This window comes from Stutzerimonas stutzeri, from assembly GCF_018138085.1.
Taxonomy (GTDB): domain Bacteria; phylum Pseudomonadota; class Gammaproteobacteria; order Pseudomonadales; family Pseudomonadaceae; genus Stutzerimonas; species Stutzerimonas stutzeri_AI.
The window spans coordinates 4,062,317-4,078,962 of the sequence record NZ_CP073105.1 but is presented as its reverse complement, the minus strand read 5'-3'; the positions used below and the strand labels follow the sequence as shown (position 1 = coordinate 4,078,962).

Sequence of the window (16,646 nt, the reverse complement as noted above, 5' to 3'; positions counted from 1 at the left end):
CAACAGCCGAGAAAGCTGCCACAGTTCCGAGAGGTGCATGGTCACAGTTGCGTAAGGTTTCGCTTCAGCAATTAGCGTGGGCGTGCTTCGCTGAAGTTGCTTTTGAGGCTACCTCCTGGGCTTGGTCCTTCTGGTCAGCCTGATAACTAGCGATCGCTATTTGGCGAGCCTGCTCCATACGAGCAAAGGTACGATCACCACCACCTTCTGCCATTGCATAGGAAGAGCTTGCTGCGATGGCGAGCAGTACAGAAACGGATCTGAAGAATTTCATTACTTGTTACCTCGTTCGAAGACATGGGAGACCCAGCGCAGCTCCATAAATAGGGGCTTTGGCTTGGTCTTGTGTCTAAGCTAACCGAGCGTTCCTGTCAGAACCCTGATTTAGACATTACGGTTTCGTCAGTAATGCATAAAAGCAGTGAGCCCAAGCGAAAGCGCAGGTAGCGTGCATGGTGCCTTTTCGTTCAGGCAAATAGGTCTTGTTTCCAGCGGGCAAAAAAAGGGCGCCATCTAGGCGCCGATAGGCCAAAGGAGCATGGAAAAGGCCAAAAAGCAGAGTGTGGGAGCAACTGCTGATGTAGACGTTAACGCTACAAGCTGTCAGACAGATGATGCGAGCATTACGTTTCTGTAAGGTACTGGCTGCACGCCCTGACAATCGGCACACTGCTCCAAATGCCGGAGGGAATACTTTCATGAAGCTTCTTGTTGCTGAAGACGAGCCGAAAACAGGCACCTACCTACAGCAGGGGCTTTCAGAGGCAGGCTTCACAGTCGATAGAGTTGAAAACGGGACCGATGCTGCTCAGCACGCGCTTCATACCACATACGACTTGCTCATCTTAGACGTGATGATGCCTGGCCTGGATGGGTGGCAGGTTTTACAGAAAGTCCGCGCTGCTGGTAATGAGGTTCCCGTGCTCTTTCTCACCGCCCGAGACGGGGTTCAGGATCGAGTAAAGGGATTGGAGTTGGGCGCTGATGATTATCTCATCAAGCCGTTTGCCTTCTCCGAATTGCTAGCCAGGATCCGTACGTTGCTTCGCCGCGGCAATAATGTCCCCAACCAAACAATACTCAAACTCCTCGACCTTGAGGTCGATCTGCTCAGGCGTCGAGTTACGCGATCGGGGAAACGAATAGACCTAACTGCAAAGGAATTCGCACTTCTTGAGCTATTACTTCGGCGTCGCGGGGAAGTGCTCTCAAAGTCACTTATCGCCTCCCAAGTATGGGACATGAATTTCGACAGCGATACCAATGTGATTGAGGTGGCGGTACGACGGCTGAGAGCAAAAATCGATGATGAGTTCGAACCTAAGCTCATACAAACCGCGCGTGGGATGGGCTATTTGATCGACGCGCCAGACCCCTAGAGCGGGGGATCAGGGCCAAAGTGGTTTCGCCTGTCGCTTCATTTGCGGCATGCACTGTCACGTTCACTGCAGTTTTTTCTGCCGGGAACGGCCCTTTCTCGATGTAGCCGTCAGTCCCTTGTCGCCAGCGACCTTGCTTCAGGGCTTCTGTCTTGAGGGTCTCCATGCCACCGGTGCCGGGCATCCAAGCCCAGATTGGATTGCTTTTGGCGCGCATCAGCACGTCTTTCCATGGCGTTCTGCGGTCATTCGCCGGCCAAAGATCCTCTTCTGCCATCGCCCAGTAGGTACCCGGCTCATCCAGTAGATTGAGAATCAGTTTGTAATTGGCACGAGGGCTGGCCAGGAGCTGCTCAATCTGGTGCTCGGCAGAGTTAGTGTCTTGCCCCATGTTCAGGCCATTATCAATTGTGGCTTGCATGAGTTGGGCATTGCCGGTCATCTCGTCGATGGCTGGGAAGTAGATCCGGTTGTAGGTGCCAGAAAGTGCTTTGTTAAAGCGCTGCTGGGCATCCTCCAGGCGATCACGCGCTTCTTCGAAGAGGCTGTCACCGTCCTTCAAACGCTTGCAGATGGACTCAATTGCATACAGGTCGCGCAGACGATCTTCAACGGTATCGGCGAGGTAGCTGTCCTGACCGGACAGCACCATGAAATTGTTCTTCTCTTGCTGATACTCGAAGAAATTAACCAGCTCGCTCGGCGGTAGCTTGCCGTCCGGGCGCACTACGATGAGGACGCGAGGTCCGCTTAGCTTCAGATCGTCCAGTCGAGGCAGCACCTGGACATCCTGGTAGGCAGCCTTGCTAACCGGCTGCAATACCGCCGTAAGCTTGTTGATCAGGGCCTGGTCGATCTTAGGCTGAGGGATGTCGCGAGCATTTCGCTCAATCTGGCGAGAGAGGTTTTCTGTTTCTTTAATAAAGAAACTCTCCTCTTCGCGATGCAGATACCAGGCCTGCTCACGCAGTTTCTCCAGAGCTGTCTTGAACTCATCGGACTTACGATTAGGTGCAGCCAAGAACTCAATGATCTCTGCCTCAGTAAGGCCGATTCGACCACCAACCGCCCGAGAGAATGAGGATGCTAGCAGCAGGGCACCTACCTGCTGGGCGGCATCGCTGCCCAGGTTGGCATCGATTTCTTCTGCGATGGATTGACCATTGTCGGCAATATCGTGGGCCATGGCCGGGCGAAGCGAGTTGGCGATACGGCCGACCTCCTCGCGTACGGCATCGTCGTTCAGGCGCAGGTGCTGTGACCCAACCAGGAAGACATCATCAGTTTCGCGATCATCGACGCTCTTGAGCAAACGCGCAGCGAACTGCATCAAGCCTCGTGTCTGCCGAAAGCCCTCATTCTCCTTGAACAAGGCAACCAGATGCTTGAAGGAGGGGTGGAAGGGGTAGGTTTCCCTGATCTGCTGGGCGACCTGCTCCAGACTGGTCGCGACAATGTATCCACCATCGGCTGCTGCCTTGATGCGCTGGGCATATTCCTCGGCGACATCGTTAATGACGGACTCGTCGGGTAGCTCCAGGATCAGTCGCTTCTTCAGGATCTCGTAGATCTCGTTGCCCGCCAACTGGACGGGGGTGATGGTGCTGGCTTGGCGACTGGCTTCTTGCTGGAGGTTGGAGATTGCTTCGGCAATTGCCTTGGTCTGAGCCACATAGCTGCCGGATAGATTGGCAATCACAATGCAGCAACGCGGTAACTCCAGAGCGGCGCTCATCAGGCAGCTGAGTGTGTAGGTGCTCACGGTAGCCAGCGTACCGCCACCGATGACAGTAGTGCTCGCGTTTTCAAGGTAGGGCGGCAACTCATCGAGCATGATCAGGGTCGGTTTGTCCCCGATAATTTTCTTCCAGCCAGCCTGGTCGACCGCGCGAGGGCCATTGACCCAGTAGGGCTTGATGGCTTCCTCTTCGCCTAGTTGGGTAGCGATCTCGCCCCAGATGTAATTCTCAGGGTTGTTACGGCCATTAAATGCAGCTACTCGCACCTCACCGATTTCGATCCGCTTAGCAAGATCGGGCGACAGCACTTCGCTGCGCAGATGCGGGTGTTTTGCCAGCAGGCCGAGAGCGATCATCATGTGGGTTTTACCGCCACCCATTGCCTGGGTCAGCTCGAAAACTGCCTGATCTGATTTGCCATCCAGCCGCAGCATCCCCTCGCGAAAGAGCTGCTCCATGCCCGAGGTGATGTAGTTTCGTGCAAAGAACTCACGCCCATCGCCCTCATCAGAGATAAGCGCAGAAAGGTTCTCGATCCCTTCGCTCATCCGGTAGTCGCGAATGATTGGGTTGAATGTGCATGCCTGCTTGACTGTCTTGAGCATCTGCTCGACTCCCTGAGAATTACTTAATCGTTGCTCGACTGACTGGAGGGGGTGGCGGGCTTGGGAATGGAAAGTTCCTGGCTCACCTGCTGCAGAAACCACTCGCGCATGGTCAACCCACGCGCCTTGAGTGCGGCGTAGATCTGCTGCTTTTGGGCAGGATCAACCTCGATCACAACGCGATTGCTAGTTTTCATCAGCATGGGTACCTGGCTTTGGTTTGTAACGTGACGTGATGTTATGTTCGAAGTGGAGGGGCTGGAAGCCCTGGCGTACATTAATTTATTTTCTCTTTCAGGAGCATCTTGAGGTCGGCCCCCGTGGCCGGCCGTTGCTTCTGCCAAGTACTGAAAATGGGGTTACCGGCCGATCATCATGGCCTTCGACTGCTCAGGGTTAAGACCCTGTTGTTGCTCCTGCCAGTTGCCTGATCAGACGAAACGTCCCCGGTATAAGCGGCGGGCTGCCAGTCCAGATGCCGACTCGCCTGGGGACCAGCCCGAATTACACCGGGACCTATGGGCTGAGTGGGCAGCTATCGCAGGAACCACAGCAAGGCTTGCCGTGCATGGAGTCCCAATATTGCCGCTCAGCCTCTTCCCAGTCCCGCAATGCGAAAGCCAGTTCGGTAGCCTGCTTTGCATGGTCATGGCAGCGTCGAATTCGTTTAGGACGGCGGCGTCCATACAGGCCGCAGAAGCAGCGCCTTTTTTGGTTGATTACCCGCTGGGGCTTTTCCCACACGCTAAACAAAGGCACTGTTCCGGAGATCACATCCAAGATAGGTCGCTCTTTGGACTTTCTGCGCTTGAGCCCTAGCTGATTTACCGCAAGATCGTTAGCGATTTTGCCGCTGATTGCGCTCGCAGCCTTCTGCGCTCGCAGTTGATGTCGAGCTGCGTCGCCGTGTGCCCACGCGGAACCATTCGGCCATCTGCGCAGAGTGCGAGCGCGCTCTTGAAGCTTTAGGTATTTGTAGATTGTCTCAAGCCAGGCACGAGCGGACGGCTCGTCTGAGACAGGAAGCGGATTGGCGCCCGCGTAAAACAGACAGAACGTACCGTCATAATTGATGTGCCGTTCCGGGCAAAAGCCTGGCAAGTGATGTGGTGTGCTTTCGCGTGCTTCTATCCATTCACCGTCTTGGCGTAAATGCAGCTTGTAGAGGAGCGTTCTCCCGTCCACCAGCCGAATCGGAAGATCAAGCGTTGCTGTCTGCGGAACGGATGTTACACAGGTACCCCCGAAATCTGGGGCGACCTGTGCAATCAGGTCGAGCGCTGTGCTCAACGGCTTCCGTCTACTTTCTGGCGGGAGTGGGGCTGCACCTGACGCTCATCTGCGCGAATGATGGCGGCGGAACCCGCGTAGGCTTCCGAGCGAGCTTGCTTCGCAGATGCGTCCCCATCATCTGCCAGGGCTTCGGTAGCTTCGTTGTAGTCCAGGTGTGATGTCTTACGACTCTTCCCAAACAGGTTCTGCACAGCTTTCGATGCTGCGTCGTAAGCTACTTGCCCGATCGCGGTTTCCACCCCCGAACACGCGCATTGGCGTTTCTCAGACTCGATCACGCTACGCCCGATAGCGCACCTAACTCTATTACCCTTGGCGCCCAGGCGCGTGACGGCTATTGGGCCCAGATCGAAGCCAATCGCGAGGCCGAGGTCGCCGGTTTCAATACCTTCGGCGTTCAGCCGCTCAATTGCGAGATTGAAGCTGCTGCGCAGTGCACCTGCTAGCCGTGTGGCCTCGGATACTGACTTCTCTTCGTCAGTAGTATGCGCGGTGCCGTCACAGGATAGGGCTTGCACGCAGTCTCCGATGAAGCGCACCCGGCGCCCTTCGAAGTCGGAAGTCACGACCCGCTCCAGCTCGGAGCGGATGACATGCAAAGTCCGCACGACATCGTCGGTCTTCTCGTTGATGTGATCGGCCACGTAGGCTGTGAAGCCATCAATATCGGCGTAGAGGCTCACCATCTCCTGTCGCTTCGAGTTGGCCGGAGTCAGCGAGTAAATGTCCATATCACGCAGGGGTGGGGTTTGGCGGGAAAACTGGTAACCGCCAATGGGGTTCTTTTTCAGATCCTCACGCCACTCCTCGACGATCTCGTCGGACGTGACATCCAGCTTGGCCGCATCCTGACATGCCTTGATCTCTATCGCGGTTAGGGCAGATTTTTCCGGCTCATCGCTTTCCGCAAGGCCGATGGCCTTACGAGCATTGTTGGTCAGATAGATACCCCTGGCCTTGTTATTACTGGCCAGTTTCGCGGCATGGTTCGCTGGATCGCCCAGGAACAAGGGTTCGCGGTACCCGCTGCGGCCATTGTTTACAGCAAGAGCTAGGCCGGTATCGATGCCAATTCGAACCTTGGCTGCTGGGATTTGCTCATCGTCGTCGCCCGTCTCTGCAAGCACGTCAATGATCAATTGCGCAGTCGCAACGGCGCGTTGAACACGCTTGGTCTCAGCGCCGGACTCAGTGTTGTACGGCTTAGTGAAAAGGGAGTGCAGCCGCTGACTGTGGAAGTCGACGCGGCGCGCATCAACCTTGTTGAGAATTCGCTTGACTGCCCGGTAGTGCTGGTCAAGAAAGCGCAGCGTGCGCTTGTGACACTCTGTGCCCTCGACTGCAGTGATGTTCAGCATGTCCTCGAGATTCATGATGTCCGCATACATGTGGACCCCATCCACGCGGTACGCGGTACTGGTAGGAATCGATTCCAACGACATGTCGCGCACGTAATCCTTGATGGTGATTTCCTCAACATCAGCGATCTTCTGGTCTATGTGTTTTGCAGCGCGATCATGGTTCCAGCTCTTGCTCATCGATCACTCCTTCGGGTGATTGGGCGCGCTGCAATGCGGTAGGCAAGCGCATGCCAAATTTGCTTGTTGACAGATATCCGTTACTTCGGTCCTAGCTTGTTGAAAATGGTGCGTAGCTGATTGCAGGCTGGAGATAGGCTGGAGGGCAGCTGGTCTTCACTTTTCGTTAGGCGATATCCGATGGTTGTCAGCCCTTTCAGATCTGACGGCAGATGTACCTCGTCACCCCTAGGCTCAAGAAGGAAGGTTCGTGCCCTGCCAAGTCGTCCTACGAACAGGCCAAGCTCGAAAATGACGTTGTCGCGCGGCGTATTCTTGGTTTCCTCGCGCATTGTGACGGAGTCGTCCGGCTGTGCGATTGCGATGGCAAAATCGCACTCGTCCAGTTGCTCTTCGAGGCTTTCAAGGGCGTACTGCGATGCGCGGAAAACGCCTTGTGTCCAGGTCTTTACGAAGAACTTGTCGTGCTCAAGGTTATTCTCGATTGCCCGGGCAATAGGGAGTGCCTCGACCGAGCAAATGATGAATACGTGGGATGACTGATGGGCAGGAAGCACCATGTCGTTTCGCTGGTGTAGTCGATCGACCAGTTGCCGAGTGACCTGTCGCCAAACCGAGGGATACGCGTCCGCAATGGACTTGAAGTCTGCCGCGCTGACCTTCAAGACAATCGAGGGCTCGGTGGCCAGTACAGTAGCAGAGCGCTTCGCTGTTGGGACCAGAGCAGCCATTTCTCCGACGTGATCGCCGCCCCCTCGTGTTGCGACTTCACGATCATGGACCTTCACCTGGAAATGCCCTGTGATGATGAAATAAACCTCGGAGTCCTCCGCGTCCTCGGTAATGAGCACAGCATCCTTAGCGATCTCCTCCAGCGTTCCTACCTCTGCGAGGCGGCGTGCTAGGTCTTGATTTCCGAGTACCAGCTTCTGCTCAAGCAGTACTTCCTCAAGAACGGCGCGGCCTGACGGCCCTTCAAAGCGATCGATCAACTTCCCAGTAGTCATGATGGTGAGCATTCCCTTGCGAAGAGGTTGCGGGGGCGTTCACAGAGAAATGGGGACGTGCGTCACCCTTTCAAGGGGCGCTGAAGAAAAGATCTGGGCATGGCGGGCGCTCAGGGACGCAGGTTCAAACTCTGTTTGATTGCATTCGGGAGTAGTGGGCCGAATGTTCAGTGTCAAACATTTTGTGCTGTAAGACCTGACGTGCTCTGGTACACCTGTCAAACCTTCTCTTGATTGGCGTCAGTTTTTGTCAATCAATGGGGGTGAGTTTGACGGTCAATGGGGAGTCGCCGAAATAGCATCATAGGTAGGGATTACGGGCGATTTGGCGGTGTCAATCGAAGGAACGTAATTTGATATGGCCGATTACTGGCCAGACGATCCACTGATCGCCGAACCGACGGCGCGCGCCAAGCCTCGCGGAACATGAGCCTCGCGGGACATGAGCCGCGCGGGACGTGAATCTTGCCTCGGTAGCCTCCGTGCATCGATCCCATGGTGGCATGCACCTGCCTGCCTTATTCCGGCAGGCTCACGTCTTCACCCGCTGCCACCAGCTCGGCATAGGCGCGATCCAGTGCATCGATGATGGTTCTGCTGCCATCGGCATGACGCGAGACGATGAAACGAACGGCGAGCTTCTGTAGCTCGACGTGCTGCAGTTCGGGCATCGCCAGACGCTGCACGGCCTGGTTGATCGGCACGGCGTAGTCGAGCAGATAGTCGGCGCGGCGATGCTTGAGCATTTCCAGCGCCGAGGCGTGGTTGCTGGTGCGATGCAGACGGATCTCCAGTTTCGGGTCCGACAGCATCCGGTTCACCTGTGGCCAGTAGTTGTAGCCGCCGATGACGATCACGCCCCGCTTGCGCAGGCTTTCCGGCACCTTGGGCGTTGGCGTGTCGGCCCGGTAGTAAAGGTTGAGACTGATCTGCGCGAGGGTTTCACGGCCTTCGAGGGTATCGGCCTGTAGCTCCGGTTTGCCCGGTGCGCCGGGCCACAGGTCGATTGTTCCGTCCTTCAGGGCGGCGTACAGGCGCGCGCTGGGCAGCCCGCGAAACCGTGCCTGATAGCCGGCATGTTCGAGGACACGGCGGGTAAGGTCCACCACCGGTCCCTTCGGCCGTCCTTGCGAGTCGCTGTAGATGGCCGGGGGAAAGTCATAGTAGCCAACGGTCAGCGTACGTGGCGGCTCAGCGCCGGTCGCAGCCCAGCAAGGCCCTGCCAGGGCCGCCATGAGCGGTATCCAGAGTAAAGGCTTCAAGGTAATTCTCTGCCCCTTGTGGTTAGGCACGCCCAAGCATGGCCGCCACGGGCGGGACTGTCCATATGGCTGCCGTCTCGGATCGGGGCGGCTTGCCGACAAGCTGACTATGCTGAAGTCGGGGCGCGTCGGTCGTGGCAGGCGATGCCTTTTTCAATTCGGATGGAGCAGTGCATGTATCGCAAGGTATTCGCCAGCAAGGTGTTCGATCGCAAGGTAGTGCTGATTACCGGAGGTTGTGCCGGCATCGGACGCGCGCTGGCTGAACGCATGGCCCAGGCCGGTGCGCGCGTTGTGATCCTCGACCTCGAGCAGAACGCCCTCGATGGGCTGGTGCAGCACCTGGTCGACCATCACAACGCGGATGCGCTGGGCCTGCGCTGCGATGTCTCGGATGCGGAGGCGGTGCGGCGGGCCGTTGCGCTGGTGATCGAGCGATTCGGCGGCATCGACGTACTGATCAACAATGCGGGTATCACCCACCGCAGTCGCGTCGCCGAAACCCGCCTGGGGGTGTTCGAGCGGATCATGGCGGTCAACTTCTACGGCGCGCTGCATTGCACCCAGGCTGCCCTGCCGAGCCTGATCGCACGCGGCGGGCAGATCATCGTGCTCAGCTCGCTGTCGCAATATGCCCCGGTTCCCGATCGTGGCGCCTACAACGCCAGCAAGCATGCGCTGCATGGGCTGTTCGAAACCCTGCGCAGCGAGCTTGCCGACACCGATGTCAACGTCATGCTGGTCTGTCCCGGTTACACCGCGACCGATCTGCGCAAGAACGTACTGGTTGGCGACGGCTCCACCGCACCGCAACCGGTGCTGACCGTGGGCCGCGTGGCGTCGCCGCAGGACGTCGCCGAGTCGATCTACCAGGGCGCCCTGAAGCGGCGCCGGCTACTGGTGCTGTCCAATCTCGACTGGCGCGCGCGGCTGGTGGCGCGCTGCTTCCCGCGATTGTTCGAACACCTGCTGTTGCCACGGCTGGCCGGCGCTCGCGCGTCAACCGGCGCCGGTTAAGTGGTCGAGGCGCTGCCGTAGAGTTTCTCCATCAACTCCAGGTCCCAGTAGGCGGCTTCGATCTTGTGACCGTCGAGGTCGCGCACGAAGCAGCCGTAGTAGGGCGCGCCGTATTCTTCGCGGGGGCCCGGTGCGCCTTCATCCGTTGCACCGGCGTCCAGGGCGGCACGATGGAAGGCGTCGACCGATGTCTTGTCGGCGGCGAAGAAGCCGATATGCGTGCCGTTGCCGACCGAGGCCGGCTGGCCGTCTATCGGCGTCTGCAGCCAGAACTCGGGATATTCGCGGCCCCAGGCAATCGCTCCCGGGTGGGCCATGATGCGCTTGCAGCCCAGGGTCGCGAGGACCTGGTCATAGAAACCTGCGGCTTGCTCGAAACGGTTACTGCCGAGGGATACGTGGGACAGGATGCTGGGGTTCTGATCGGCCATGGCGACGCGCTCCGGATGGATGGAGCCACCAAGCCTAGCCGGGCGGATCGCGATGCGCCGCCCCGGCAGTCAACTTCTTTCGTCGAGGTCGATGGCCGGCTCGCTGCAGAGCATGAAGCAGCGGAACAGCACCACGGTCGCCAGCAGTTGCAGCAGCCCGACGGCGCTGTCGACCAGCACGCTCAACGGCCCGGGAGACGCGGGCTCGGCCCAGAATTGCGCCGCGAGCCAGGCTTCGAGCAGCCACAACGGCAACAGCACCGCGAGGATGCAGCCGAGCAGCAGGAGGAAATGCCCGCGTGTCTGCAGGAAGCTCTGCTTCAAAGCCTCCAACGGCGTCATGCCGCGCAGCACCAACAGGTACTCGGCGAAGGCAATCTTGACCATCACCCACAGGCCCGGCAGCACGAACAGCGAAGCGCCGAGCATGATCAGCAGCGTGCCCAGCCCAGCCAGTACAGCCATCCTCGGCCATAGCGGCACGGCGCGTTTCAGCACTTCACGTGGCGGCGGCGAATATCCACGGCTGCGGGCGTCCAGATACAGGATCAGCGCGCCGATGTAGAGCGGGTAGAACACCATGCCGATCAGCAGGTCCTGCGCCGCTGGCGCATCCTCGCCGAACAGCCGGCTGACGGCCAGGCGGGTACAGCTTTCCAGCACGATCAATGGCAGGCAGAGCCGTGCGATCGACAGCAGGTTGCGGGAATAGAAGAACCAGGCGTCACGGAGGATGGACAGGACATTCATCGCAGGCGGAACAACTCTCGAAGAACAGGGCAGGCACTTTAGCCCAAGCAACCGATCGGCGACATGCGTGACATTGCCGTCCATACTGATCGCCCTTTCACCGCTCGGGTCGCCGCGTGAAGAAGATCGCCCTGTTTGCCGATGTGCAGAACCTCTATTACACGGTGCGCCAGGCCCACGGCTGCCACTTCAACTATGCCGCGCTGTGGGCCGAGGTGAGCGCCCGTGGCGAGATTGTCGAGGCGTATGCCTACGCCATCGACCGGGGTGACCCCAAGCAGCAGCAATTCCAGCAGATCCTGCGCAACCTGGGCTTCACGGTGAAGCTCAAACCTTATATCCAGCGCAGCGATGGTTCCGCCAAGGGCGACTGGGATGTTGGCATCACCATCGATGTGCTGGATGCCGCACCGCGTGTCGACGAGGTGGTGCTGGCGTCGGGCGACGGTGACTTCGACCTGCTGCTCGACCGCGTGCGCGCCGGCGGCGCCGAGGCGACGGTCTATGGCGCGCCCGGCCTGACTGCCAACTCGCTGGTTCGCGCCGCCAGCCGTTACGTGCCGATCGAAGGCGCATTGCTGCTGCGCTAGCGCTAAGCGGCTTCAGGCTTGAAGCGATGGACTTTGGACTGTCATGGCTTTTCGGCTGCAGTGAAAACGACATGACCCCCTACGCTTGGCCTCCAGCCTCCAGCCTCCAGCCTCCAGCCTCCAGCGCCCAGCGTCCTTTCCGAGTAAACTGCGCACCTCGTTTTCGTACTCCCGGTTTTCGCCATGACCTTCGCCTCCCTGGGCCTGATCGATCCGCTGCTGCGCACCCTCGAATCGCTCGATTACACCAAGCCGACGCCGGTCCAGGCCAAGGCCATCCCCGCTGTGCTCAAGGGTCGCGACCTGATGGCTGCGGCGCAGACTGGCACCGGCAAGACCGCCGGTTTCGCCTTGCCGCTGCTGCAGCGCCTGCTCCAGGAAGGTCCGCAGGTAACCAGCAACTCGACCCGCGCGCTGGTGCTGGTGCCGACCCGTGAACTGGCCGAGCAGGTGCACGAGAGCTTTCGCACCTACGGGCAGCATCTGCCGCTGCGCAGCTATGCGGTCTACGGCGGGGTCAGCCTCAATCCGCAGATGATGGCCCTGCGCAAGGGCGTCGACGTGCTGGTGGCCACACCTGGCCGGCTGCTGGATCTTTACCGGCAGAACGCCGTGAAGCTCGCTCAGGTACAGACGCTGGTGCTGGACGAGGCCGACCGCATGCTCGACCTGGGCTTTTCCGAAGAGCTGGACGCGCTGTTCAGTGCTCTGCCGAAAAAGCGCCAGACGTTGTTGTTCTCCGCCACCTTCTCCGACGCGATCCGGCAGATGGCGCAGAAGCTGCTGCGCGATCCGCTGTCCATCGAAGTCAGCCCGCGCAACGCCGCCGCCAAGACCGTAAAACAATGGCTGGTGCCGGTGGACAAGAAGCGCAAGTCCGAACTGTTCATGCATCTGCTGGCCGACACGCGCTGGGGTCAGGTGCTGGTGTTCGTCAAGACGCGCAAGGGGGTCGATCAGCTGGTGGATGAGTTGCAAGCTGCCGGCATAGCCAGCGATGCGATTCACGGTGACAAGCCACAGGCCTCACGGCTGCGCGCGCTGGAACGCTTCAAGGCCGGCGAAGTGCAGGTTCTGGTGGCCACCGATGTGGCGGCGCGCGGGTTGGATATCCACGACCTGCCGCAGGTGGTCAACTTCGACCTGCCGATCGTCGCCGAGGACTACGTGCATCGCATCGGTCGTACGGGCCGCGCCGGCGCCTCTGGCGAGGCGGTTTCGCTGGTGGCCGCCGATGAAGTGGATCAGTTGGCGGCCATCGAAACCCTGATCGGCCAGGTTCTGCCACGTCACGACGAGCCGGGGTTCGTTCCCGACCACCGCGTGCCGACCACGCAGCCCGGCGGGCAGATCATCAAGAAACCGAAAAAACCGAAGCAGCCCAAGGCCGGCGCCGCTAAGGGCCGCGTTCACCTGGGCAACTGGTTCGATGAAAGCGAGAAGCCCAACGCCAAACCGATCCGCAAGGTGCCGAGCCTGGGCGGAGGGAAGCCGGCGAAAAAGCGCTAGCTGAAACGGCGTTCGCCGGTCGGCTGGGGCTTGCGCTAGGGCCGAGGCGCGCCGAAAGCAGCGCCTTCCACAGCAACCCGCACAGAGGCAAGAGAGGTGGTTTTGTCGAATACCGATACCGAGCTGCACGAACTCAGCGGCAAAAGCATCTGGGCCGGTTTCAAACAGCTGACACCCATATCGCTGTTCGTCATCGTTTTTGGCCTGGCGTTCGGCCTCGCGGCGACGCAGGCGGGGTTGGGCAACGACTCCAGCTTGCTGATGAGCGCACTGGTCTTCGCCGGCGCTTCGCAGTTCGCATCGCTCGAACTATGGGGCGCGCAGGTTCCGGTGTTGCCGCTGGTGGTCACCGTGTTTGCCGTCAATGCCCGACACCTACTGATGGGGGCTACGCTGTACCCCTATCTGCGGCATTTGCCCCCGGCCAAGCGCTATGCGGTCATGTTCGTCGTTTCGGATGCCAATTGGGCCATGTCCATGCAGGCGTTCGGTCAGGGCAAGCCGGGGTTGGGCATCCTGTTCGGCGGCGGGTTGGCGCTCTGGTCCTTCTGGGTATTAGGCACCTGGCTGGGGCTGTATTTCGGCAGTGCCATTCATGACCCGGTCAGTTTGGGGCTGGACATGGTCATGGGCTGTTTCCTCCTGGCCATGGTCGTGGGCGGCAAGAAGAACCTGCGGATGCTGGTCGTCTGGATCGTCGCGGGCTGCGCGTCGATGCTGGCGTACTGGTACCTGCCGGCCAACAGCCATGTGGTGGTCGGTGCGCTTGCCGGCGGCCTGCTCGGGGCGCTGTGGATGGCGGAGTCGAAGTGACGTTGGAAACCGCGGGTTCCGGTGCGCTGGTCATCATCCTGATCATGGCCGTGGTCACTCTGGTGACGCGCTGGGGTGGGGTGTTCGTCATGTCGTTCGTACCCATCAACCGCCGGACCGAGCAATTCATCAGTGCGATGTCCGGTTCGGTGCTGGTGGCCTTGCTGACGCCGATGGCGGTGAATGGGGATAACGGTGCGCGCCTGGCGTTTCTGGTGACAGCGGTGACCATGCTGCTGCTCAAGAAGCCGCTGCCGGCGATTGCTGCCGGGATCATCGCCGTAGCGCTGTTCCGGCAGCTTTGAGCGTGCTTTCGCAGTGAGTGCGCCTCAGCCGCGCGACGGGCGATCCGCTAGCCAGCGCAGCATGCCGGCTGCTGCCGCACGTCCGCTGGCAAAACAGGCGGTGAGCAGATAGCCGCCCGTGGGTGCTTCCCAATCGAGCATTTCTCCGGCACAGAACACGCCGGGTAGCCGATGCAGCATCAATCCGTGATCCAGTTCTTCGAACGGCACCCCTCCGGCGCTGCTGATTGCTTCGTCCAGCGGTCGTGCGCGCCGCAGAACGATCGGCAGCGCCTTGATCAGGTTGGCCAGACGCGGCGCGTCATCGAAGGCGTCCGCCGGCGCCAGCTCCCGGAGCAACGCGGCTTTGACGCCGTCGAGGCCGAGCTGGCGCTTGAGGTGCTTGGCCATCGATTGCGAACCACGGGGCTTGGCCAGCGCACGACCGATCTTTTCCAGCGAATGGTCGGGGAGCAGGTCCAGCTGGACCGTCGCGCTGCCATTTTGCTCGATCGCCTGGCGGATCTCGGCCGACAGCGCGTAGACCAGGCTGCCTTCGATGCCGCTGGCGGTGATGACGAATTCGCCCTTGCGGGGTGCACTGCCGGCGAGCGCGAGGCTGACGGTTTTCAGCGGCGCGCCGGCGAATCTTTCCTGCAAATGCTCGCTCCAGCCGTCCACCTCGAAGCCGCAATTGGCCGGTCGCAATGGCGAGAGGGCAATGCCGTGCTCGGCCAGCAGCGCGACCCAGGCGCCGTCGGAGCCCAGGCGCGCCCAGCTGCCGCCGCCCAGAGCGAGCAAGATGGCATCGGCGCTGACGGACAGCTCGCCATCCGGCCCTTGCAGGCGCAGGCGGCTGTCGTCGTCCCAGCCCAGCCAACGGTGGCGTGTATGAATCTGCACGCCGGCATCGCGTAGCCGTCTCAGCCAGGCCCGCAGCAGCGGGGCGGCCTTCATGTCGGCGGGAAACACACGGCCGGAGCTGCCGACGAAGGTAGCGATGCCCAGCCCATGTATCCACTCACGCAGCTGTTCGGGGCCGAACGCCTCGAGCAACGGACGCAACGCCTGGGCGCGTTCGCGGTAGCGCGCCACGAACGGATCGAACGCTTCGGAATGGGTGATGTTCATCCCGCCGACGCCGGCCAGCAGAAACTTGCGGCCAACCGAGGGCATGGCGTCGTAGAGGTCGACCGCAACACCGGCCTGGCTCAGCACGTCGGCAGCCATCAGCCCGGCGGGGCCGCCACCGATGATGGCGATGCGGGAAGGCATAGGGTTCGGAAGCATGGGTCAGGCCTGGCGGTGCGAGGCCGGCATTGTAGCGAATGCCGTTTGCAAACATCGATCATGCGGCGCACGGGTACGGGCGAGTCGCAGCCATGCAGCGCCTTCGCCGGCATAAGCCGTGGCGTCCATAGATGCGCACGCAGGTTGAGGTCGTTCAGTGCAGTCCGTGGCGCCGCCACGCCTCGGCGGCGCTGAAATGCAGCTGGGCATGGCGCCGGGCGAGCAGGGCGCGGTCCTTGTCGTAGCCGCCGCCGATCACTCCGACCACCGGGATGTCCCGCCCAAGGCAATGCTCGATGACTGCGCTATCGCGCATCGCCAGGCCATCATCGCTGAGGTTCAGCAAGCCCAGCGCATCGTCACGATGAACATCCACGCCGGCGTCGTAGATCACCAGGTCCGGCTGGTACAGCGGCAGCAGGTAGTTCAGCGTGTCGTCGACCACCTTCAGGTAGTCGGCGTCGCCAAGGCCGGGCGTGAGCCCGATATCCCAGTCGCTGCGTGCCTTGCGCACCGGGAAGTTCTTTTCGCAATGCAGCGACACGGTCACCGCATCTGGCACCTGTTCGAGGATGCGCGCCGTGCCGTCGCCCTGATGCACGTCGCAATCGAAGATCAGGACCCGGCCGACACGGCCGCTTTCCAGCAGCGAAAGCGCGATGACCGCCAGGTCATTGAAAATACAGAATCCCGAGGCATGATCATGATGGGCGTGATGGGTGCCACCGGCCAGATGACAAGCCAACCCGTGTCGCAGCGCCAGATCGGCGGCCAGCAGCGAACCGCCGACGGCGCGCACGGTGCGCTGGGCCAGTTGCGGGCTCCAGGGCAGGCCTAGCCGACGCAGCTCTTCGCGGCTCATGTCGCCGCTGCAGTAGCGCTCGACATAGGTGCGGTCATGGGCGAGCGCGAGCAGCTCGCGTGGACAGGGTTCGGGGCGCAACAGGGCCTGGTCGGTGGTCAAACCGCTGGCGACCAGGTGATCGCGCAGCAACCGGAACTTCTCCATCGGGAAGCGGTGTCCCGGTGGCAGCGGCGGGCTGTAGTCGTCATGAAATATCAGCGGTAGCGGCATCGGTCGGCGCCTGGATGGTCAGTCGCGAGTATGCAGAGCCGGCAGCAGCCGCCACAAGGAAACG

Annotated in this window: 17 protein-coding genes; 6 read left to right on the top strand and 11 right to left on the bottom strand. The window is 60.5% G+C overall.

The window, feature by feature from the left end:
* Positions 1 to 64: 64 nt before the first annotated feature.
* Entirely contained in the window at positions 65 to 274 is a 210-nt protein-coding gene (locus KCX70_RS18820) for a co-regulatory protein PtrA N-terminal domain-containing protein (RefSeq protein WP_015275566.1), read from the bottom strand.
* A gap of 424 nt (positions 275 to 698) precedes the next feature.
* Here KCX70_RS18820 and KCX70_RS18815 point away from each other — a divergent pair, with 424 nt between their 5' ends.
* Positions 699 to 1,379, top strand: a complete 681-nt coding sequence (locus KCX70_RS18815) for a heavy metal response regulator transcription factor (RefSeq protein ID WP_003292635.1) — start codon at positions 699 to 701, stop codon at positions 1,377 to 1,379.
* On the opposite strand, the gene KCX70_RS18810 is transcribed toward KCX70_RS18815, so the two are convergent.
* From KCX70_RS18810 to KCX70_RS18790, 6 genes are all read right to left on the bottom strand, one after another.
* Entirely contained in the window at positions 1,327 to 3,723 is a 2,397-nt protein-coding gene (locus KCX70_RS18810) for a DUF499 domain-containing protein (RefSeq protein ID WP_249121665.1), read from the bottom strand. The two genes, KCX70_RS18815 and KCX70_RS18810, sit on opposite strands and share 53 nt — an antisense overlap.
* A gap of 23 nt (positions 3,724 to 3,746) precedes the next feature.
* A complete protein-coding gene (locus KCX70_RS18805) occupies positions 3,747 to 3,920 on the bottom strand; it encodes a hypothetical protein (protein WP_212618437.1) in 174 nt (57 codons plus the stop codon).
* 319 nt (positions 3,921 to 4,239) lie between these two features.
* Positions 4,240 to 4,908 carry an E2 domain-associated cysteine-rich protein gene (locus KCX70_RS23540; RefSeq protein ID WP_423836256.1) on the bottom strand — a complete coding sequence of 223 codons (669 nt, stop codon included), beginning with the start codon at positions 4,906 to 4,908 and terminating at the stop codon, positions 4,240 to 4,242.
* Between the two features lie 101 nt (positions 4,909 to 5,009).
* Positions 5,010 to 6,554: a Pycsar phage resistance system uridylate cyclase PycC gene (gene pycC, locus KCX70_RS18800; protein ID WP_003127475.1), complete on the bottom strand. Its 1,545-nt coding sequence runs from the start codon at positions 6,552 to 6,554 to the stop codon at positions 5,010 to 5,012.
* Positions 6,555 to 6,634: 80 nt separating this feature from the next.
* Positions 6,635 to 7,561 (bottom strand): Pycsar phage resistance system effector protein PycTIR, encoded by a 927-nt coding sequence (gene pycTIR, locus KCX70_RS18795; protein WP_010562503.1) that lies wholly within the window; start codon positions 7,559 to 7,561, stop codon positions 6,635 to 6,637.
* A gap of 518 nt (positions 7,562 to 8,079) precedes the next feature.
* On the bottom strand, positions 8,080 to 8,796 hold the full coding sequence (locus KCX70_RS18790) for a substrate-binding periplasmic protein (RefSeq protein ID WP_021210279.1): 717 nt from the start codon (positions 8,794 to 8,796) through the stop codon (positions 8,080 to 8,082).
* A gap of 201 nt (positions 8,797 to 8,997) precedes the next feature.
* Between KCX70_RS18790 and KCX70_RS18785 the strand changes: the two genes are divergently transcribed.
* Positions 8,998 to 9,840, top strand: coding sequence for an SDR family oxidoreductase (locus KCX70_RS18785; protein WP_212618436.1), 843 nt, complete (start codon positions 8,998 to 9,000; stop codon positions 9,838 to 9,840).
* Here the strand turns inward: KCX70_RS18785 and KCX70_RS18780 are convergent.
* Both KCX70_RS18780 and KCX70_RS18775 read right to left on the bottom strand, forming a co-directional pair.
* The gene (locus KCX70_RS18780; RefSeq protein WP_212618435.1) at positions 9,837 to 10,271 is read right to left on the bottom strand and encodes a VOC family protein; all 435 of its coding nucleotides are present in this window, start codon (positions 10,269 to 10,271) and stop codon (positions 9,837 to 9,839) included. The two genes, KCX70_RS18785 and KCX70_RS18780, sit on opposite strands and share 4 nt — an antisense overlap.
* Positions 10,272 to 10,340: 69 nt before the next feature.
* Positions 10,341 to 11,021 carry a YciC family protein gene (locus KCX70_RS18775; protein WP_212618434.1) on the bottom strand — a complete coding sequence of 227 codons (681 nt, stop codon included), beginning with the start codon at positions 11,019 to 11,021 and terminating at the stop codon, positions 10,341 to 10,343.
* Between the two features lie 116 nt (positions 11,022 to 11,137).
* Here KCX70_RS18775 and KCX70_RS18770 point away from each other — a divergent pair, with 116 nt between their 5' ends.
* From KCX70_RS18770 to KCX70_RS18755, 4 genes are all read left to right on the top strand, one after another.
* Positions 11,138 to 11,611, top strand: coding sequence for an NYN domain-containing protein (locus KCX70_RS18770; RefSeq protein ID WP_212618433.1), 474 nt, complete (start codon positions 11,138 to 11,140; stop codon positions 11,609 to 11,611).
* Between the two features lie 183 nt (positions 11,612 to 11,794).
* Positions 11,795 to 13,120, top strand: a complete 1,326-nt coding sequence (locus KCX70_RS18765; protein WP_212618432.1) for a DEAD/DEAH box helicase — start codon at positions 11,795 to 11,797, stop codon at positions 13,118 to 13,120.
* 102 nt (positions 13,121 to 13,222) lie between these two features.
* The gene (locus KCX70_RS18760) at positions 13,223 to 13,933 is read left to right on the top strand and encodes an AzlC family ABC transporter permease (protein WP_212618431.1); all 711 of its coding nucleotides are present in this window, start codon (positions 13,223 to 13,225) and stop codon (positions 13,931 to 13,933) included.
* Positions 13,930 to 14,238 carry an AzlD family protein gene (locus KCX70_RS18755; RefSeq protein WP_212618430.1) on the top strand — a complete coding sequence of 103 codons (309 nt, stop codon included), beginning with the start codon at positions 13,930 to 13,932 and terminating at the stop codon, positions 14,236 to 14,238. The genes KCX70_RS18760 and KCX70_RS18755 overlap by 4 nt, the downstream gene beginning before the upstream one ends.
* A gap of 24 nt (positions 14,239 to 14,262) precedes the next feature.
* Here the strand turns inward: KCX70_RS18755 and KCX70_RS18750 are convergent, their stop codons facing one another.
* The gene (locus KCX70_RS18750; RefSeq protein WP_212618429.1) at positions 14,263 to 15,507 is read right to left on the bottom strand and encodes a TIGR03862 family flavoprotein; all 1,245 of its coding nucleotides are present in this window, start codon (positions 15,505 to 15,507) and stop codon (positions 14,263 to 14,265) included.
* A 154-nt stretch (positions 15,508 to 15,661) separates the two neighbouring features.
* Positions 15,662 to 16,582 (bottom strand): histone deacetylase family protein, encoded by a 921-nt coding sequence (locus KCX70_RS18745; RefSeq protein WP_212618428.1) that lies wholly within the window; start codon positions 16,580 to 16,582, stop codon positions 15,662 to 15,664.
* Positions 16,583 to 16,646: the final 64 nt, after the last annotated feature.